Origin of the sequence: Peribacillus acanthi (assembly GCF_003073175.1) — a bacterium.
In the GTDB taxonomy this organism is placed as follows: Bacteria; Bacillota; Bacilli; order Bacillales; family DSM-1321; genus Bacillus_BN; species Bacillus_BN acanthi.
In genome coordinates this window covers 531-19,134 of the sequence record NZ_QBBX01000008.1, presented here as the reverse complement: position 1 = coordinate 19,134, position 18,604 = coordinate 531, and the positions used below count along the sequence as shown (strand labels likewise).

The 18,604-nt window shown below is 36.6% G+C and carries 20 protein-coding genes; 5 read left to right on the top strand and 15 right to left on the bottom strand.

Annotated elements, in window-relative coordinates; all coding sequences use genetic code 11:
- Nucleotides 1-250: 250 nt before the first annotated feature.
- Both DBX25_RS09710 and DBX25_RS09705 read right to left on the bottom strand, forming a co-directional pair.
- Nucleotides 251-433 (bottom strand): aspartyl-phosphate phosphatase Spo0E family protein, encoded by a 183-nt coding sequence (locus DBX25_RS09710; protein ID WP_240620234.1) that lies wholly within the window; start codon nucleotides 431-433, stop codon nucleotides 251-253.
- Between the two features lie 73 nt (nucleotides 434-506).
- Nucleotides 507-1,166, bottom strand: coding sequence for a TetR/AcrR family transcriptional regulator (locus tag DBX25_RS09705; protein WP_108670598.1), 660 nt, complete (start codon nucleotides 1,164-1,166; stop codon nucleotides 507-509).
- A 262-nt stretch (nucleotides 1,167-1,428) separates the two neighbouring features.
- Between DBX25_RS09705 and DBX25_RS09700 the strand changes: the two genes are divergently transcribed.
- Nucleotides 1,429-1,968: a flavodoxin family protein gene (locus tag DBX25_RS09700; protein WP_205685206.1), complete on the top strand. Its 540-nt coding sequence runs from the start codon at nucleotides 1,429-1,431 to the stop codon at nucleotides 1,966-1,968.
- 36 nt (nucleotides 1,969-2,004) lie between these two features.
- Here DBX25_RS09700 and DBX25_RS09695 read toward each other — a convergent pair whose 3' ends face one another.
- From DBX25_RS09695 to DBX25_RS09670, 6 genes are all read right to left on the bottom strand, one after another.
- Entirely contained in the window at nucleotides 2,005-2,715 is a 711-nt protein-coding gene (locus tag DBX25_RS09695; RefSeq protein ID WP_108670596.1) for a nitroreductase family protein, read from the bottom strand.
- 120 nt (nucleotides 2,716-2,835) lie between these two features.
- Complete coding sequence (locus DBX25_RS09690; RefSeq protein WP_108670595.1) at nucleotides 2,836-3,252, bottom strand: RrF2 family transcriptional regulator; 417 nt, start codon at nucleotides 3,250-3,252, stop codon at nucleotides 2,836-2,838.
- A gap of 66 nt (nucleotides 3,253-3,318) precedes the next feature.
- Entirely contained in the window at nucleotides 3,319-3,597 is a 279-nt protein-coding gene (locus DBX25_RS09685) for a hypothetical protein (protein WP_108670594.1), read from the bottom strand.
- A gap of 189 nt (nucleotides 3,598-3,786) precedes the next feature.
- Nucleotides 3,787-5,739, bottom strand: coding sequence for a TRAP transporter permease (locus tag DBX25_RS09680; RefSeq protein ID WP_108670758.1), 1,953 nt, complete (start codon nucleotides 5,737-5,739; stop codon nucleotides 3,787-3,789).
- Nucleotides 5,732-6,262 carry a DUF1850 domain-containing protein gene (locus tag DBX25_RS09675; protein WP_108670593.1) on the bottom strand — a complete coding sequence of 177 codons (531 nt, stop codon included), beginning with the start codon at nucleotides 6,260-6,262 and terminating at the stop codon, nucleotides 5,732-5,734. Before DBX25_RS09675 ends, DBX25_RS09680 begins: the two co-directional genes overlap by 8 nt.
- Before the next feature lie 140 nt (nucleotides 6,263-6,402).
- Complete coding sequence (locus DBX25_RS09670; RefSeq protein WP_108670592.1) at nucleotides 6,403-7,398, bottom strand: TAXI family TRAP transporter solute-binding subunit; 996 nt, start codon at nucleotides 7,396-7,398, stop codon at nucleotides 6,403-6,405.
- 190 nt (nucleotides 7,399-7,588) lie between these two features.
- Here DBX25_RS09670 and DBX25_RS09665 point away from each other — a divergent pair, with 190 nt between their 5' ends.
- The gene (locus DBX25_RS09665) at nucleotides 7,589-7,954 is read left to right on the top strand and encodes a hypothetical protein (protein WP_108670591.1); all 366 of its coding nucleotides are present in this window, start codon (nucleotides 7,589-7,591) and stop codon (nucleotides 7,952-7,954) included.
- 92 nt (nucleotides 7,955-8,046) lie between these two features.
- Here DBX25_RS09665 and DBX25_RS09660 read toward each other — a convergent pair whose 3' ends face one another.
- The 3 genes from DBX25_RS09660 to DBX25_RS09650 all read right to left on the bottom strand — a co-directional run bounded on the left by DBX25_RS09660 (nucleotide 8,047) and on the right by DBX25_RS09650 (nucleotide 12,755).
- On the bottom strand, nucleotides 8,047-9,303 hold the full coding sequence (locus tag DBX25_RS09660) for an MFS transporter (protein ID WP_108670590.1): 1,257 nt from the start codon (nucleotides 9,301-9,303) through the stop codon (nucleotides 8,047-8,049).
- A gap of 224 nt (nucleotides 9,304-9,527) precedes the next feature.
- Entirely contained in the window at nucleotides 9,528-10,790 is a 1,263-nt protein-coding gene (locus tag DBX25_RS09655; protein ID WP_108670589.1) for a helix-turn-helix domain-containing protein, read from the bottom strand.
- A gap of 228 nt (nucleotides 10,791-11,018) precedes the next feature.
- Nucleotides 11,019-12,755 (bottom strand): M4 family metallopeptidase, encoded by a 1,737-nt coding sequence (locus tag DBX25_RS09650; RefSeq protein ID WP_420812938.1) that lies wholly within the window; start codon nucleotides 12,753-12,755, stop codon nucleotides 11,019-11,021.
- A 230-nt stretch (nucleotides 12,756-12,985) separates the two neighbouring features.
- Between DBX25_RS09650 and DBX25_RS09645 the strand changes: the two genes are divergently transcribed.
- The 3 genes from DBX25_RS09645 to DBX25_RS09635 all read left to right on the top strand — a co-directional run bounded on the left by DBX25_RS09645 (nucleotide 12,986) and on the right by DBX25_RS09635 (nucleotide 14,982).
- Nucleotides 12,986-13,756, top strand: a complete 771-nt coding sequence (locus DBX25_RS09645) for a DUF4047 domain-containing protein (RefSeq protein ID WP_108670588.1) — start codon at nucleotides 12,986-12,988, stop codon at nucleotides 13,754-13,756.
- Entirely contained in the window at nucleotides 13,728-14,279 is a 552-nt protein-coding gene (gene sipW, locus DBX25_RS09640) for a signal peptidase I SipW (RefSeq protein ID WP_108670756.1), read from the top strand. The genes DBX25_RS09645 and sipW overlap by 29 nt, the downstream gene beginning before the upstream one ends.
- An 88-nt stretch (nucleotides 14,280-14,367) precedes the next feature.
- Nucleotides 14,368-14,982 carry a TasA family protein gene (locus DBX25_RS09635; protein WP_108670587.1) on the top strand — a complete coding sequence of 205 codons (615 nt, stop codon included), beginning with the start codon at nucleotides 14,368-14,370 and terminating at the stop codon, nucleotides 14,980-14,982.
- Between the two features lie 104 nt (nucleotides 14,983-15,086).
- Here DBX25_RS09635 and DBX25_RS09630 read toward each other — a convergent pair whose 3' ends face one another.
- The 4 genes from DBX25_RS09630 to DBX25_RS09620 form a co-directional block, all read right to left on the bottom strand.
- Entirely contained in the window at nucleotides 15,087-16,067 is a 981-nt protein-coding gene (locus DBX25_RS09630; protein WP_420812937.1) for a S8 family peptidase, read from the bottom strand.
- Nucleotides 16,068-16,184: 117 nt separating this feature from the next.
- Nucleotides 16,185-16,322, bottom strand: coding sequence for a hypothetical protein (locus DBX25_RS20835; RefSeq protein WP_170110131.1), 138 nt, complete (start codon nucleotides 16,320-16,322; stop codon nucleotides 16,185-16,187).
- A 354-nt stretch (nucleotides 16,323-16,676) separates the two neighbouring features.
- Nucleotides 16,677-17,189 carry a hypothetical protein gene (locus tag DBX25_RS09625; RefSeq protein WP_108670586.1) on the bottom strand — a complete coding sequence of 171 codons (513 nt, stop codon included), beginning with the start codon at nucleotides 17,187-17,189 and terminating at the stop codon, nucleotides 16,677-16,679.
- A 617-nt stretch (nucleotides 17,190-17,806) separates the two neighbouring features.
- Nucleotides 17,807-18,604 (bottom strand): IS1182 family transposase (locus tag DBX25_RS09620; protein WP_108670585.1); only part of this gene is annotated, 798 nt, incomplete at its 5' end.

The window sequence follows — 18,604 nt, the reverse complement described above, 5'->3', positions numbered from 1 at the left end:
AGTTCCCATTTCTTTATGCAACTAGTAAATTTTATTTCCAAAGGGTATATTACCATACTTTCCTGTTGTGTTTCCTATTAACTTTTACAGGAAAGACAATTTCTACTACTTCAATAGCAAAAAAAAGCCTTAGTATTTAACTTAGGCATCGGGATATTTATTATCACTAAGCAAGATAGTTACAAGGAATTTTAATTTTTCATCCAGACAAACACATAAAAAAGAAAAGGGCTTGCAGCGCAAGTCCCCCCTACTTGGTATAGTTAATTGACCAAACTGGTATGTGCTTTTCCTGATTGAACTGATTCAGCAATTGATCTAGTTCTTCGCTTAACAGCACAGTTGTTGCATCTGTAAATCCTTTTTTAATGCCTGCTGAAATCATCTCAAGTCTTTTAAGTTCAATTTGATTACTTAATACTTGGCACATCATGACCCCACCTAAAAATAAGATAGTAAAGTAATATAGAAAAAATATAATTACAGGTAGTAAGACATGGAAGATATCAACTAATACCCTTTGCTTGATCTAATAGATAACTCTGTAAATATAATTTAAATAATGAAAATTGAGTTGCTAATTGAACTTTATCAGGTCCAAGATGAAACCTATGTACATAGATTCCGTCGCAAAAAGTTGTAATTATTCTTGCTGTTGCTTTAATATGAATCGAAGCTCTAAATTCTCCAGATTCAATACCTCTATTTAGGATCATCGATAGACTATCTAATATTCCTTCAATCCTAGCTTCTAAATCTGGAATATGTCTTTGGCTTTTTCGCCCTACTGTGAAGTAGTATTCATAGACCGCGGGCACTAAATGGTCACTTTCATGTTCAATCGCATCCCTGATTTGGTCAAGAACAAGGGAAAGTACTTGCCAGCTTGTCCTTCCTCCTTGATATAAACTATCAAGGCTCCAAACCTGCTCGATATCCCTTTTTCTGAGGATTTCTAGGAAGATGTCTTCTGTATTTTGAAAGTAGGTATATACTCCTCCCCTACTTACGCCTGAATGCTCTATAATATCTTGCATCGAGACAGCATTAAAACCCTTTTTGATAAAAACTTCCCTGGCTGCATCAAGAATACGCATTTTTCTTTCTTCCCGGTGTTGTTCTGAAACAACTGGTGCCAAAGTCACACCTTCTTTTAATAGAGTCATTATTGACTCTTATAATATAATCGTAGGAATATAAAGTCAACTGCATTTTTATGAAAATTCCAATAACTTATTTTTAGCAAGATTATTCTAAATAAATTGAAAATCAAACCTACTAACATTGCAAAATATATACAATTATTAACAGTAATATTGCATATGTTTATTCGGAAGGAATTCACTATTACTATTCATCATAACTAACTTCCAATGGTATACTACTACCATTCCAGCTAAATATGAATTGGAGTGATATAAGATGAAAATATTAGCCGTACTTGGTAGTTCTAGAAAGAAAGGCAATACAGCATATATGGTGGACCGCATAATGGATGGTGTGAATCATGTCGCTATTAATCTTGCTGACCACCAAATTTTACCTATTGATGATAAAAGACATACTGTTGATGGTTTTTCACTAGTTGATGATGATTATGAAAAGATTCTTCCCCAACTGCTAGATAGTGACATCATTATATTTGCCACGCCATTATATTGGTATGGAATGTCTGGCCATATGAAAACATTTTTTGATCGCTGGTCCCAATATTTACGGGACGAACGCTTTGACCTAAAAGGAGAATTAAGTAAGAAAAAGGCATATGTGGTTGTAACAGGCGGAGCTAATGCACCTATAACTGCATTGCCGTTAATCCAGCAATTTCAGTACATATTTGATTTCGTAGACATGAAATTTGAAGATTACATTATTGCTCGTGGGGTAAAACCTGAAGAAGTTTCACAGGATCAACTAGCCTTGCAAAAAGCGCAGTACTGGAATAATGAGTTCAAAAAGTTATCATAAAAATGGCTGCCTCAAATCATGAGGCAGCCATTTTTACTAAGCTTCAAATGAATTCCAATTAATAATATCCTCAAGTGGCAGACGAGTTTTTTCAAATCCTGCTTTAACAGCTTTTCCAATAGCTATTAACATAACTGGTTTATAATTTGCTGGGACCTTGAATGCCTCAACAAATTTTTCTGCATTGAATCCACCCATAGGAACAGAATCTAATCCTTTTGCTTTAGCAGCCAGCATTAGTTGCATCGATATTAATCCACCATCAATCATGGCAACACGAGTCGCATCAACCTCTGATAAATTCCCATAATGTTGGTTTATTTGGTTTACATAGAATTCTTTAACTTCCTGAGTCATAGCACCCTTTGCAACCACTTCTCCGTAAATCTTCTCAGCGTTTACATATGCCTTTGTATCTCCTAATACTGCAATAACTACAGAAGCATCGACAATTTGCTGTTGATTGTTTGCGATAGGCAATAATTGTTGTTTCTTTTCTTGATCCTTGATTATTAGGAATCTCCAAGGTTGCAAATTAGACGAAGAGGGCGCTTGGATCGAAACTTCCAATAGTTCACGAATTTCATGATCTTCCATAATAAAAGTTGGATCATAATGTCGGACTGAACGTCTTTCTCTTGCTACAGTGAAGAAATTTTGATCACTTAATTCAGTTGGCTTGTCTTCAAATTTTACTTGATTTATTTTATCGAAATATTCTTGATTACTATTTCTCTTTTGAGTCATTTTTTATTCTTCCTTTCCTTCAATAACTGTTCTCTTTACAGGTACAGTATATTCCCGAAACTGTCCCTTTGTCAAGAACAGTTAATAATAAAAAAATAAAACGAACCATATGGTATCGTTTTATTTCTTGGGAATCATATCCGCAATGGTTTTCTGTTCTAATCCACTCAAAATCCAATCTTCCATCTCATCTGTTAAAGTAATTAATGCTTCATTTGTATAGGAAGATAAACAGTTACTATTTACATCTATTAAGCCTTTCGTAAATGGATCTACTATTTGCATGGCTTTGTACACATCTGCCAATGTAATTTGGTCTGCAGGTCTTGCTAATGAATACCCGCCGTCTCGACCTTCTTTTGCCCGTATTAACTCACCCTTTACTAAATAGGTAAGGATTTTTCTTAAAAAGGCAGACCGTGATTCTAGCTTTCCAGCCATTTCAGCACTCGGACAAATGCCTTCATATGTTGCTAGCACAACCAATGCCTGTATCGCATAACCAAACCATCTTGTAGTTGAAGGTTTATCCGTCATTCTCTTCACCTCACTACTAGTTTATACCATTTCACATGGAAGACAATAAGAAATATAGATAAACCTTTATGTACTTCGCCTTTCTTGAAAATTTAAATTCACCTTCTCTAGATCGCTAATCAATTGTTTAATTTCATTTTGTGTCAGTCTTAAAGGCATTTGATCATATAAAGTGATGATTTGTCCATCACGATCATGCTCATGTTTTTTTAGATATTCATAAATATTAGTAAGCTGCGTTTCTTTTAAAACTGATTCTGTATAAAGATTTTTTACTCTTTGAAGTGAAAATTCATTCTGGCTTGCGTCAAATTCTCCAGATATAATTTGACCATGTATATTCATAAAATCACTCCCTAGGTTTGACTTAATTTAGTTTTCCCTAATACTCTTTTAATTTTCATAAAATTGACCAAGATACTCCATACAAAAAAACACCCCTTAGAGGAGATGTAGACATCCAAAGGGGTGTACACCTCTACTTTATGGGGTGTGATTTATTCAGTAGGAGCTAAAATATTTACTTTGATTTCATTAACCAGCCATCTGTGGTTTTTGAGTTTCATCCTTTTTACTAACAAGTTGTAGGACGATTAATAATATAAAGGAACCTACTCCAATAATATCAGTAATGGTTTCAGGATAGATCAGCATTAAACCACCTGCAATACCTATCAACCTTTCATACCATGACAATCCGCGAAGCCAGTATCCAACAACTCCAGCACCTATAGCAATCATTCCACATAGTGCCGTCGTAATCACCCATAGTAGATAATACCAAGTCGTATCAATCATTAATAATTCTGGTGATAGGACAAAAATATAAGGAATGATAAAGGCAGCAATTGCAAGTTTAGACGACTCAATCCCCGTTCTAAGTGGCTCTCCACCTGATACTGCCGCAGCTGCAAAGGCTGCCAGTGCAACCGGAGGCGTAATATCTGCAATGATTCCAAAGTAGAAAACAAATAAGTGAGCAGATAAATCAGGCACTCCAAGCAGGATAATAGCAGGTGCTGCAATAGTTGAAGTAATTACATAATTTGCCGTCGTTGGAGAACCCATTCCAAGAATGAGGGAAGCAATCATGGTCAATACCAAAGTTAGAATCAAATGTCCTCCTGAAAAATCTAATATTCCATTTGCTAACTTTAAGCCAAGTCCTGTTTTAGTTACAACACCAACAATAATGCCTGCAGCAGCAGTCGCTGAGGCAACCCCGAGTGCAGTTCGCGCCCCATCTGCAAGTGCATCTAACAAACCTTTAACTCCAACTCTTGTTTCTTTTTTAAAAGCACTTACTACAATTGTAATCAAGATTGACCAGAGCGCGGCACGCATAACACTCATCCCACTCATCATTAAAACCAATATCGTAATAATAGGAACTAACAAGTATATTTTTCCTAGTATTTCTTTCTTATTTGGAATTTCCTCATCTCTTAGGCCCCTTAAACCCATACGTTTAGCTTCAAAATGGGTCATAATCCAAATACCTGCAAAATATAGGATTGCTGGAATTGCGGCAGCCTTTGCAATATCCCAATAAGAAATTCCACCACCGATAAATTCAACCATCAAAAAGGCAGCTGCACCCATTACAGGTGGCATTAGTTGTCCTCCTGTCGAGGCGGACGCTTCTACAGCCCCGGCGAACTCTTTCCGGTATCCAAGCTTTTTCATCATGGGAATGGTAAATGATCCAGAAGTTACTACATTTGCAACTGAACTTCCACTGATGGTTCCTTGAAGCGCACTTGAGAAAATTGCGACTTTCGCAGGTCCCCCGACTCTTTTACCTGCAATAAAAACTGCAAGGTCATTAAAGTACTGTCCTACACCTGTTTGAACAAGAAATGATCCAAACAACAAGAATAGAAAAATAAAGGTTGCTGAAACCCCAAGTGGCGTACCTAAAATTCCTTCAGTTGTAAAAAACATCGTCTGAACGAGACGATCCAGTTCCAAACCCCTATGGGCTAAGAAGCCTGGCATGTACGGTCCATACAATGCATAAACCATAAATAAAACAGCAATTGTCATAATTGGTACGCCAACTGTACGTCTCGTAGCTTCTAATACGAGCAATATTGCTGTGAGGCCGATATAAAAATCTAACCCCTCAAGTCTACCAGCCCTCATGACAAGCTCGTCTATCATAAGTGGCCAATATGAGCCTACAGCGATTGCTGCTCCTGCAAGCAAGATATCATACCAAGCCACCCGATTTTTCTTTAAATTTTTTCGTCTAGCAGGAAATAACAAAAAGACTAAAGCTAGTGCAAATCCAAGATGGATGGAGCGTTGAAGCTGTGCCGTCAAGACTCCAAACAAGGAAGTGTACAGCTGAAATAGAGAAAAAGCTAATAATCCAATAAAAACAATCCAGCCCATTGAGCCACTTAGCTTCCTAGTGCCCGCTTCCGGATCGTATTTCTCCAATAATTCCTGTTGCTGTTCTTGGGATAGTGTCCCATCATTCATGCTCAAGAATGTTCACTCCTTTCATTTGTTGAACAAAATTTAGGGTTCTTATCTTTATTCGGACCCTTGTCCCAGGTTCTATATATCGTGCTAAAGGATATTGCATGTCTTGATATATAACGGTATGATTAGCCCTTACCTTTCCAATCCTTAAATCAAAAAAAGGAAAAACTCGTTTCATATTCTTTATAAAGTATTTTCCATCTTTAACTTCAAATTCTTCCCCTTCATCTGCATTCGATGGCATGCCAATCGAAAAATTTTCATACATCAATTCATATTGCTGGATTTTTTGATTTGAATTAACTTTGTAGCTTTCAACAACATCCGTTAAATGGATGGAATGGGTATATTTAATTTGAAATTTCTGTTTGTCAGCAAATGGAAGATACGCTAACACTTGACCACTGTTTTGAAATTCGAATACTAATGACTTTTTATATGGAGTAAATGCTCCCAGTAATATTAGTACGATGAGGGTTAATCCTATAATGATGTTTTTTTTAAGAAATAAAGTTATCATTTCTCCCCCACTAATCCAGATCAGACGCATAAAGCCAATTTGACCGGCCAGAGTACCTTTTATCAGGACTTTGGCCGGTCAAATGTTATTTACATCTTAAGTTTATGAAATTTATCAAAAGATGCTTCGTTTTGAAAAGTCTATTCTGCTTTGATATTTTTTTCATCATAGTATTTTTGAGCGCCTGGATGTACTTCAATCCCGACACCATTTAATGCTTTTTCAGCTTTAATCAACTTACCTTTTGCATGAGTAACCTTATCTAGGTTTTCAAAAATCGCTTTTGTAATGTCGTAAACCACTTCTTCAGACAAATCTTCTCGAACAACTAACATTGCCTGAACAGCAACTGTTGGTACAGCTTCAGTAAGTTTATATACGCCAGAAGGAACTTCGTCAATTGTGTAGTATGGATATTTCTTAATTAACTCTTCTGCTTTATCTTGATCAACTGGTACAATCACTACTTCTTCTGTCGCAGCTAATCCCTCTACTGCTCCAGTCGGTGTACCTGCTGTTACGAAAGCTGCATCGATTGTACCATCTTGAATTCCAGCAACAGACTCATCAAATGATAGATCCTGTTTTTCGATATCATCAAACGACATTCCATACACTTCTAGAATTTGTTGTGCATTCGCATTTGTACCAGAACCTGGTGCACCAACGGATACTTTTTTCCCTTTCAAATCATTAACCGATTTAATTCCAGATCCTTTTGTTGTTACGATTTGAATCGTTTCAGGATATAGTGTTCCAATTGCTTTTACGTTATCAACAACATTACCTTCAAACATGATTTTGCCTTCACTAGCATACGAAGCAATATCGGTTTGAGAAAAAGCTATCTCTGCATCTCCATCTTTCAATGTCTGCATGTTTTCAGCTGATGCACCAGTTGTCTCTGCATTCGTCTCAATTCCTGTTTCATCAGAAATGATCGTAGCAAAAGACCCACCAAGTGGAAAATATGTACCACCTGTTCCTCCAGTAAGTATACTTATGAACTTAGGTTTTTCTTCCTTACCATCCTTCTCATCTGTACCACTTACCTTTTTGTCTGAACCACATGCGGCTAAGAACATTGAAAGCACCAATAGCAATGATGCAGCAAAAAGAAACTTTTTGTTTTTCATCGAATTCCCCCTTAAATTTACTAACAAACATATTTTACCATAATTTATAAATTAATTGTAAAAAAATTCTCACTATTGACAATAATGCCATATCAAAACATTCCCAGCATGATTAATCGCTCATATGAAAAAATTAAATTAGAGGAGAATTTGTAATGTACTAAAATCACTTTTAAGGGAGTGTAGAACAATGAATAACTGGTTACCTGTCCTATTTAGAATGGCGAAAAGTCAGGATTTTTTAAAAATGTTTGGGAGAAAAAAACGTAGTAATGGCATGCTGTGGGCTACTTTAATTGGTCTAGGAGTTAGCGCAGCCGCATTGGGATTAGGAAGAAATAATAAACAAAACACTACAGCTGATACTGTGCAAAGTTTAATGTCAGATTTAAAATTACCTAATATAAATATGGGTCAAATGCCGAAAATGGCTAATTTAACCGAGTTCGCTAAAGAACTGGCACCTAACAACAATGGATTAAATAACCAGAACCAGAACCAGAACCAGAACAAGAACAATAATCCTTATAATAATAACCCTAATAAAAAGCAGTAGTAAAATAAATGCCCACTTTTCATTGTGGGCATTTGAATATTACTTACTATACTTTTTTATTGTTTTGATTAGAATGACTTAACACTGTTACATCATTCCTTAGTAGCCATAACATCTAGGTTTGTATGTACCTTCTGATTGTATAGTGGCAAAATAAAAATCATGCCTATGAAAAATAAAATCGCCGCAACCTCAAACATCGTAACCAACGAAAATTGCTCTTTTAAAATTCCAGCTACACTCATCGTTAATACCATGGAGCCAGCAAAGAGTGGGCTTAATATTCCATTCACTCTACCGATAAATGCCTCTTCGGATTTTTGTAAAATTAATGTATTGATCCCGATATGGATACATGGCATCAATAACCCGTTGAAAAACTCCGCTGTCAAAGTAATCCACAGATTGGTTGAAAAGCCCATTACAGACATCCCAATGGCATTCACAAGCATTCCAATGACTAGCAGTCTTTGTGGAGCCACCTTTTTTGCAAACATCATCGCAACTGCTCCACCTAATATCATTCCAACCCCATTGACCATGAACAGCCATTGAAGGTTTTCCTTTGGCAATCCCAATTGTTCAGTCACTAAGAAAATGGAAAGGGGATGAATAAATCCGATAGCTAGACCTACTGACAAGAAACAGAACCCTAACAGCTTTAATTCAATTTTTCCTAACACATATTTGATCCCACTTTTCATTTCTTGAAGTAGGGTTGTTCCAGCATGTTCTTCCAATTGACGATCTTTTGGTAAAAAAGCGAGTGCGACTGCTGATAGTATAAATGCCGTACCCGTAACAGCTATCGATATTTCAATCCCAAAAGATTGATATGCAAACGTTCCGAGAATGGGTCCTAATACCATAAATACTGCAAAAACAGTTTGATAAACTGACATACCAGCTTGCACTTGATCTTCCGCTAAATGCATTTTAAACAGCTTCATTCCAGAAGGCTGTGAGAATTGTGATAATATTGCGGATATTAACGTTGCAAAAAATACCACTTCCCATGTCCCGAATAATAGTGTTGCTAATACCGCGAACACTGAGATTGCACTTAATATATCACACCAAACCATTGTCTTCTTCGGACGCCATCGATCAGCAAACGTTCCGCCTATAAAAGAAAAAATAAATATTGGAGCAAACTCTGCCACAGAAATCATTGAAACCGCAAAAGCATCCCCATTCGTTTTATCCATTACGAATAGTAAAACTGCAAAGTTCCTAACCCATATCCCAATCTGCAAAAACAATCCAGATATGATGATCGCTTGGAACATACGATTTTTAAACAGGCTATTAGACAAAATAGTTACCTCCCCAGTTTTCTCATCTACTATTTTTTTCTCCCCAAAAAACCTCCTGTTACATTATGGACAGGAGGTAGATCAATACATACAATAATGACATATAATTAAGATTATTTCGTTATGGATAAAAAATCAAGACTATGTAAAACTGATTGCCCCCTCATTATCTAATTACCTTTGAATTTATAGTTTGATTCGGCTAATTATGAGCTTCCAAAATCACTTACTTAAAATTCGTCCATTCAAGGCTAATCCTATTTATTAGAAGAAGATTTATTAACGAAAATTTCGGCAATCAAAGCAGCTTTTTCATATTGTTTTGTACTTACATAATGTTGATATAGCTTATTTCCATATTTATTAATCATGGTCATCTTGTTATGTGTGATTAAATAGGGTAGTACCGATGCTTCTAGATAGTTATAGAAATGATCAAGCTGATTTTCGACTTGAAGAATCAATAACTTAAATAAGCGCAAATATAATGGATTATCTAGGCTTCTGGCTATTGATAAACCATCATAAGCCTTTTTTAATAATTTTTTCGGTGTGAATATCTCTCCTTCTAAACAATTATCCAGATAATTAAATAACCGGTTGAGATATATGGATGATTGTTTATTTGCCATTTTTAAAGCCTGTCCGTAATATTCATGTGCATTGGTGTAACTTTTTCTTTTGTAATATTCAAAGCCTAAGTTGTGAATTAACATAGCAGTAATTTCATTTTTCCCAAGTGTTTTACTGTCATCAATTAACTGTTGGTATCTTTCTACCTTTTCCTCGAAATCAGCATTTGTTGCACTTTCTTTTTGTACAAGCATGACCGCTTCTGCTTGAATTGCTCGGGAAAAATTATTGGTCCTCTTAAAATACTTAAGTGCCTTCTCTGCATAGATAAAGGCCATTGTCCTGGATTCAATCCAATGATATCCAATCGCTAGGTGATAATATAACTCTTCATTTCCATATTCCTTTTCATTCACTTTTTTCAAATATTCTATGGCTTTTGTACGGTTACTGGCTTCAAAATTATTGCATTTTTGCAGGTAAGCTAACCCTAATATATGAAAATGAAGGTTTCTTTCGAAAGGTGAAAAATGGAGGTTTTGTTTATCCATTCGAATGAGTAAGCTGAATGCTTTTTCATTATTTTGATGTAACAAGTGATATCTGATTAAAAGTAAATCATACAACGTAGCATGGTTATTAGAAGGATTGGTTCTAAAGAATTGATCTATTTCTTGTTTTTTCTTTTCAACCTCATTCATTCTTTGCATAATGATTGCGTTATGCCATTGATGGAGCTTTTGTTCAATATTTTGAAAGGATTCGATCTCTTTTTGGATATCGATTTCAAGACGTTTTGAAAACAAAGCAATAATTTCCGATGAATACTTCGTTTGTCCTCGTTCAATTTTACTCACATGGGTTGCTGTACAAATGTCTTTTCCTAATTGCTCTTGAGAAAGCCCTGCTTTTTTACGGTAAAATTTAATAATTTCTCCTTCTAGCATGTGTGTCTCTCCTTTGTGAAAATTAAGAAAATCTAAAGGTGGTTAGAACAAAATATTCATAAAATTATAATATTAATACAGTATTTCTTTACGTTTATAAGGTCTTCCTTCTTAATTTTTCATTTCAAAACTTCCTACCTATGAAATTTCTCACCGTATGGTTCTTAAGAAACAAATAAATCCCATAAAAAAACCATGAAAGATTACTCCTTCATGGTTTTTAAAAAGTTACTCTGCAGGAACTCCAACAGCATTGTAAGCATCAATAACTGCTTTCGTTTCTTTAGATGGAGCACCACTTCTATCAGGATACAGGTCTCTAGCAGCTTGAATAGCAGCTTTACGCATATCTTTGAAACCAGATGATGGTGTCAAATAAAGTGTTAGGGCACGGTAGAAGATTTTCTCTGTTTTTTGTCTAGTAATCCCTGTAACGGTCACTCCGTAATGTGTGCCACCCTCAGAAATAAGATAGGCTGCCTTGTTATTTATACTGCTGTTAATATGAACACCGCCTTTATCTAAAGTCCCTAAGTAGCGACCTTCGTAATGATCTGGGTAGCGGCCTGATGGTAGATAAGCTGTACTTAGAGGTTTAGAGCCTGGATCACTTAAAGAGCGTAATCCACCATCTCCAGCTTTGTATGGAGTGAAAATATCTTCTCCCATTTCCCACTCTGATGGACTAGTAGTTCCATTTGCATGCATTTCAGCCAATGCCCCAAAAATATCAGCAAGAGACTCGTTGATTGCTCCCGACTCATCTTTGTATGTTAAGTTTGCCGTCTTTTCAATTACACCGTGAGTCATCTCATGACCCGCTACATCCAATCCTCCGGCTAATGAGCTGAAAGTCACCCCATCGCCATCTCCGTATAGCATTTGCTTTCCGTTCCAAGCTGCATTATTCCATTTAGAACCAATATGAACGGTACTAACTAACGGCATACCATTACCATCTAAGCTGTTACGCTTGTGAATGCTTTGATAATAGTTGTTCACTTTAATTGCGTTAGTATGAGCTGAGACTGCAGCAGGATCTGCAAAGAAATTCGTTTTTGTTTCGACTTCAAAACCTGTAAACCCAAATAGTCCCGATAAAAGGATGAATGGAGTTTCACCCATACGTCTTGCTTCATAAGTGTGAACAGGTACGATGTTAGGATTAGTAGTTGTCCCCCCTGCAATGGCTGCTCCATGCAAGTAGCTAGTCCCAGATGCAGCATCTTTTACAGCAATAAAGCTCTGCATTTTCCCTAATGCATCTAAACCTCTCCCCGAGATAGGCGTAACCTCTGGTATATCCGCTTCATGTACAGCATTAAAGCTATCAATCACCTCTCCCGTTGTAGCATCTACAAAATAATGGAAGTATCCCGGTGCTGGAACTGATGTGGATGCCTTCACTAAATACGTTAAATAGTATTGACCTTCATGTGGATAAATGGTCAGCTCAGATTCTATCCCATCATAATGCTTCACAGGACCGATTTCTGCCTCAACCCCTTCTTTCGCTGTTGCAATGGCATCATCTTCGGAAATCGATGCTTCAGTTGGAATGATGGTTCGGGCTAATCTTTGTGTTACTTTACCAAATGAAGCATACACGTTGTTATTCTGATCCAACGCTACCGCTTGACCAGTTCCGTAAATCGGAATTCCCTTGTATTGCTCGATAGTACGTACATGATATGTATTCGTGGTACTATCACTCTTTTCACTAATTACTTTAAATTGATTTCCAATGTTGATAGCTGTCTTCGCTCCTACATCAGCCACTTGTGATTGAAGATACGCTTTTACTACCTCTTCCTTACTTAACCCTTCAGCTTGAAATAACACTGTGGCTTCTGTCGCATTCACCTGAGTGGTTGGAAAAGTAAGACCTCCAAATGCTACGGATAACGCTAAAACTGTGGGAATGACTACCTTTGCCTTCATTTTCTTCTGGGTTTTCTTTTTCATGGACTCACCTCTTCTTTAAAATGTTGAGCTGTAACAATTTGAATTATCAAAAAATATCGACGAATGGTCAATTGGGTTAATTATTGGGTGATTTTCTCCCAAAATTCATAGATTGTGAGTCTTTCCGACAAAAATCTACTTCTATTCGAGCTGAAAATAACCCAATAACACTTTTCAAAGCTTTCAGAGATAATGAATGCTATAAAGCGGTCAGGAAAGGAGGCAATGCAATGAAGGATGCTTTCCATAAAGCCATCATCCTTCCCTGTATATGCTGCATTTCTTTTTATACAGGTGTTCAATTAGTAGGTGAAACGGAAGCTTCATTTTCTAGACAAGCATCAATAGATTCGGTTGAAATGTCTGCTGCCTTTGTTTTTCCTTCTACGATTAAACAGCTAGAAAATAAAGCCCAATCTATTGCAGCATCTATTTACAACAAATATGAATCCATCTCACCTTATTCACCTGATTCATCACTTCAAGAATTACAGGAAAATCAGTTTGCAATCATCCAAACTGATCAAGATTTGGCTCATTTATTAAATGAATTGGAAAGCGTACATTTTGAATTAAGCTCACACTCTCAGCAAGCACTTGAAATTCAAGACTATGATTTTGTGCATAAAGGGTATAAAAACGTTGATAGTCTGATAAAGGAAGTGCGAACTAAGATTGATTTTCAATATCTAGCTACCATCCTTTCTTCAATCCGTTCTCAGATTAAAGATTTAGAAGATAAAGCTATGAAAGACAAAGAATCGACATCAGGAGATTTAATTGTGGAAGAGATTAAAAATGAAGATGAAAAAGCTTTGGAAAAACAACAGCCTCAGGAAGAGGAATCAACTCCAAGAGATTTAGTTGAGAGTGAGATAAAGAATGGAGATGAAAAAGCCATGGAGGAACAAGGAGCTCAAAATGAGGAATCCACACCAAGTGATTTAGTTGAGGGAGAGGTAATGAATGAAGATGAAAAAAATACTGATGGTAGCCTATAGATTGATAGGAGGCTCTTTCCTATTTATTGTCTGTATATTAGCGATGATTGTTTTGTCCTCGAGATTATCTGGAGGAGAGCCTACCATATTAGGTCACCAAGTAAAGGCGGTACTATCTGGATCGATGGAACCCACATTTAAAACTGGGTCCATCATATCAATCAAACTAGCCGACAACACAACTAAGTATAAAAAAGGCGATATCATCACCTTCCAAAAAGATCAAAAACTAATCACTCATAGAATCATTTCCGTAGTGAATGAAAACGGAAATGTTAGCTATAAAACGAAGGGTGACAACAATGATGGTCCTGATTTATGGAAAGTTTCATCACAAGACGTCATTGGTAAATATGCGAACTTTACAATCCCATACATAGGCTATGCCATGAACGTGGCTAACTCAAAAGTCGGCTCTGCCCTGTTATTATTTATTCCTGGTTTACTATTGTTCATTTCAGCAGTGCGCTCAATCATAGTTGCCGCAAAGGATTTAGAAACAAAAAAGTCTCAATTATCATGATTCAATATTTGGTTAAGCCTCCTATGTATTAAAGGATACATAAGAGTTTAATATATTTTCTTACATATTTTGAATGGGGGATGAAGTAATGAATTTTACAAAGGCGGTAAGTAAAGGTGTCATGACGGCTGCATTGGGATTATCTTTAATGAGTGGAGGAACGTTCGCCTACTTTAGCGACACAGTCCAAACGAACAATACATTTGCTGCAGGAACATTGGATTTAGCCGTGAATCCTAATGCTGTCATTAACATCAACAATCTTAAACCTGGAGACGAAATCTATCGTGAATTCACTTTAGAAAACAACGGTACATTGGAAATCAACAGAGTATTACTCGATACAAAATACACGGTTGAAGATTGGAAAGGCGATAATTCAGACGACTTCGCCAAGCATATTAAAGTGACGATTATGTATAATACCAGCAGCGCAACTGTCCCTGTTGTTGAGACGACACTATTTGATTTAAAAGAGCAAAAACCAGATTTAACTGCCATTGATGAGTTTGTAGGCAACACTCAAAGACCAGATGGAATCCCTGCTGGCCTTAAAGAAAAAATATTTGTATTATTCCAGTTTGTTGATAATGGAGAAGATCAAAACCAATTCCAAGGTGATAAGCTTCGTGTAGATTGGACATTTAATGCTGAGCAGACACCTGGAACGTATTATGATGACTTAGATCCAGAAAATAATTAGTTTGATTTCAAAAAGAAAAAATCTGTTTCATTCTCTTTAGTTGCTACTAAAAAGAAAGCAAATCCAGCCGTTTTCGGGATAACGGCTGGATTTATGTTTTATTATTAAACAGCTGTATGTTCTGCGCTGGAAGAGAATAATTTCAACACCCCGTTCCCTTGTTCGTTTCGGTTATATTTAATAGGAATTGTTTTTTTAACTAACAGATTATACAACTCTGGTTCAGTCATTTTTTTATTCATGGTCTTTTCGAATTGGCTAAGCAATAGGGCCGCAGCTCCGGACACATGGGGAGTAGCCATCGATGTCCCTGACAACTTTGCATATTCCCCATTTAAATAAGTAGAAAGAATCCCTTCCCCTGGAGCGACCAAATCTACTTCATGATTGGAGTTGCTGAAGTTTGAAATTTCCCCTTGTAAATTCACTGAGCCTACTTGTACTACTTCAGGATAGGAGCCTGGATAATCATATTCATTTGTCCCGTGTTCCCCATCTCCTGAGTTTCCTGCTGCACAAACGACCAGTATGTTTTGGCGAACAGCTTCTTGAATCGATCTATGAAGCCGTAAATCATTCGTACTGCTTCCAAGTGACATGGAGATAATCCGAACTTCTTCCTGATTTGGCCCGCGCCAGTGAATCGCATATTCGATAGCTTGTGTAACCCACTCTAGAGTTCCCGCCCCTGTGCCTGTTAACGCTTTTAACACGAGCAGCTTTACTTTCGGTGCCACCCCAATTACGCCGTTATTATTTTCAATCGCCCCGATTGTTCCGCATACATGTGTGCCATGACCATTGTTATCTATGAAATAATCTACATCACCGTTATAATCGGTTGTGAAATTATAGCCCCCAATGATTTGCCATTCAAAGTCTGGATGATGGGCGTCACATCCTGTGTCAATGACAGCCACCACTACCCCTTCTCCCTTTTCTCCTTGCTCCCAAATCATAGGGGCTTCGACATATTGCACGCCCTCCGGAATTTCAGTGACCTGTCTCACTAAAGCTTGTACCCTATATGGAATTAAATGTACATTACTCATTTGCCATTCCCCTTCCCTTTTTAAAAGTGACATATATTCCTCTTTATATCCTCTTCACGAAAATGTCATGAAGCAAGGTAAATTACGGTATCTTTTAGTGAGGAAACGATTATAATGAAGGTACAGTATACAAATTTGACGACGTTTTCTTTATAAGAAACGTCTTTTTCTTTTTGGTTTCTTCTTCATGTCTTTTAAATTTTTGATTCCTATTGTGATTGTGGTAAATATGGTGGCAGTTACGGCAAACAATTGTAATACCTGTTCAAACCACCTGAACCAAAACACACTATCTCCCCCTTTCTATACAAAAAGGTCCTATTCAGTTATGTGCGTAATGCTAAACTGGATAGGACCTTTACTCTCGATGGAAAGTATATAGGATAAATTTGGAATATATGTCTTGTTTTTGATAATAGCATGCATAATTTGAGGAAACAAGCCTTCTTGTAAGAAATGAGAAAAAGGATACAAGCCCTTCTTTATATTTCCAAACTATTTTCCTAGATTTAGTGGATAAATACTCTTATTATACTAAAATCTATATATTTTTATATAGTCTCATTATTAGTTGAACAAAGACAGGAGTATTTGTTTCCCTTCCAAGAGTACTGATAAAAATTAAATGTTTTATAATCCAATTTAATTTTCATTATTATCTTCAATCCCTATGCGATTTACTGTAAGTTTTGCTCTACCGTAAGTTACGGTCCCAACAACTGAAGTAGGTACAAAAGTAATTATATCTCCTGCGTCTAAGAATACTTGTATTGTTGCTCCAATATGTGAAGTTATTGAAGTAAATGGTGCTAAAGTAAATTCTGAACCAGATATTACAACGTTATTTCTTCTAATGCCGTATATTGCTAATTCAGTAGTATTTAAAGTGGTGTCTAGACTTGCCGATATTTCATAGACACCGCTAACAAGGATGACAATGGTATCAGTAAAAGGATTAGCAGCTGTATTGAATTCAGGACCTTCACTATCAAATTCGATAGGAACGTTTGCTGTTGCAATACGAGCTGTAAAATCCCCATACAAAGACCCATACGCACGAATAAATTGTTCTTGAGATGATGGTGGTGTTGGAGATGGTGGACAAAAACTATGACAACAATTAGATAAACACTTACAACCACAAAAAAAACTCATAAATTTCCCTCCCTTCAAAATAGATTATGAAAAAATACTAGAATAGATTGGACTAGTATACAAAATCTTTGAAAAGAGGATAACAAATTAAATTATGCTAGTTTTAACAGAATAACCCGTATCCCACCTTAAATAAGTTTCAAAAAAACTCTATCATTATTAGTTCGTTCAATTAATAATAATAAACAAACATACAAGGCATCCAAGTTTTTAGAAAAACTTGATAGAAAAATAGAAATACTTGAAAAGAATAAAAAGTGCAGTTTTTTATCCTTTTTTCATTTCCCATTACTGCTCAGTTTGGGTCTAAAGTTAAATTCTTTTCTCCATAGAGGAAAAGGTAAAATTTTTTATAAAAGATTTTATAATAAAAAAAAACAACGCCATCTTTGATGACGTTGCAGATTGTCGACAAAAGGCATAGAGAGGAACCCTCTCTATACCTTTTGTCATTTTTGAATAGGATTGTGGTTAAAATACGTTGATTTCCGCTCCAGGCACTTGCTTTCCGGGGGCAGGCGGTGAGCTTCCTCGTCGCTAACGCTCCTGCGGGATCTCACCTGTCCTGCTAATCCCCCAGGAGTCAAGCGCCCTCCACTCCAATCAACTAGTTTGGCTCACACTCTAGCAGGTTGCCAAGTCCAAGTTGCCATTTTCTTTAAATTGATGGCAGCAAACGTAAGCATCGCCTGCATAGACAATTTTTTGAGACCTCGTAAGGTTGTCCATCGCATACCATGCTTTTCTTTCGCATCTGCAAAAACACGTTCAACCGTCTCCTTGCGTTTCGCGTATATCTGTTTGATTACATCGTTGTGACGTAGATGTTCTGCCTCTTCTAAGTAAGCTTCCCAAATATGACGCTGTATAAGTTTTTGATGGTTTTTACTTTCCGTACATTGCGATAGAAACGGACATTTTACACAAATCGATGAATTTGATTTATATTGCCGATATCCTTCCTTCGTAGTCGTCGTGTATTTTAAGACCTGCCCTTGTGGGCAGAGATAACAATCATAATACTCATCATACACATAATCATTCTTTCGGAAGAAACCATCTTTAGTTTTTGGACGAGTGTAAGGAAGGACAGGTAACAATTGATTTTCTAATAAAAAGTTCGCAATCGCTGGCGTTTTATAAGCTGCATCAGCAGCGACTGCAAGTGGCTTCTTTACTTTTTCTATTACCTTCTCTACTAGTGGTTGTAACAGATGACTATCGTGTACATTTCCCGGAGTTACTATCGTGCCTAATACAAATCCTTTTTCATCTGTGGTTGCATGGAACGAATACGCAAACTGTTTGGTTCGTTCATCTTTCACATAGTAGCCACTTTCAGGGTCTGTCGTACTTTCCTTAATTTCTTTCCATTCTTCTTTTTCCAACTTATCAGGAGGAAATGGCTTTTTCCT

Bases quoted from the DNA above. Each gene is read 5' to 3' on its own strand.
- DBX25_RS09690 (WP_108670595.1), bottom strand. From the start codon at position 3,252: ATGACGGATAAACCTTCAACTACAAGATGGTTTGGTTATGCGATACAG.
- DBX25_RS09675 (WP_108670593.1), bottom strand. From the start codon at position 6,262: ATGATAACTTTATTTCTTAAAAAAAACATCATTATAGGATTAACCCTC.
- DBX25_RS09645 (WP_108670588.1), top strand. From the start codon at position 12,986: ATGAAGGATGCTTTCCATAAAGCCATCATCCTTCCCTGTATATGCTGC.
- DBX25_RS09670 (WP_108670592.1), bottom strand. From the start codon at position 7,398: ATGAAAAACAAAAAGTTTCTTTTTGCTGCATCATTGCTATTGGTGCTT.
- DBX25_RS09685 (WP_108670594.1), bottom strand. From the start codon at position 3,597: ATGAATATACATGGTCAAATTATATCTGGAGAATTTGACGCAAGCCAG.
- DBX25_RS09650 (WP_420812938.1), bottom strand. From the start codon at position 12,755: ATGAAAAAGAAAACCCAGAAGAAAATGAAGGCAAAGGTAGTCATTCCC.
- DBX25_RS09635 (WP_108670587.1), top strand. From the start codon at position 14,368: ATGAATTTTACAAAGGCGGTAAGTAAAGGTGTCATGACGGCTGCATTG.
- DBX25_RS09625 (WP_108670586.1), bottom strand. From the start codon at position 17,189: ATGAGTTTTTTTTGTGGTTGTAAGTGTTTATCTAATTGTTGTCATAGT.
- sipW (WP_108670756.1), top strand. From the start codon at position 13,728: ATGAAAAAAATACTGATGGTAGCCTATAGATTGATAGGAGGCTCTTTC.
- DBX25_RS09680 (WP_108670758.1), bottom strand. From the start codon at position 5,739: ATGAATGATGGGACACTATCCCAAGAACAGCAACAGGAATTATTGGAG.
- DBX25_RS09710 (WP_240620234.1), bottom strand. From the start codon at position 433: ATGATGTGCCAAGTATTAAGTAATCAAATTGAACTTAAAAGACTTGAG.
- DBX25_RS09630 (WP_420812937.1), bottom strand. From the start codon at position 16,067: ATGTCACTTTTAAAAAGGGAAGGGGAATGGCAAATGAGTAATGTACAT.
- DBX25_RS09705 (WP_108670598.1), bottom strand. From the start codon at position 1,166: ATGACTCTATTAAAAGAAGGTGTGACTTTGGCACCAGTTGTTTCAGAA.
- DBX25_RS09655 (WP_108670589.1), bottom strand. From the start codon at position 10,790: ATGCTAGAAGGAGAAATTATTAAATTTTACCGTAAAAAAGCAGGGCTT.
- DBX25_RS09695 (WP_108670596.1), bottom strand. From the start codon at position 2,715: ATGACTCAAAAGAGAAATAGTAATCAAGAATATTTCGATAAAATAAAT.
- DBX25_RS09665 (WP_108670591.1), top strand. From the start codon at position 7,589: ATGAATAACTGGTTACCTGTCCTATTTAGAATGGCGAAAAGTCAGGAT.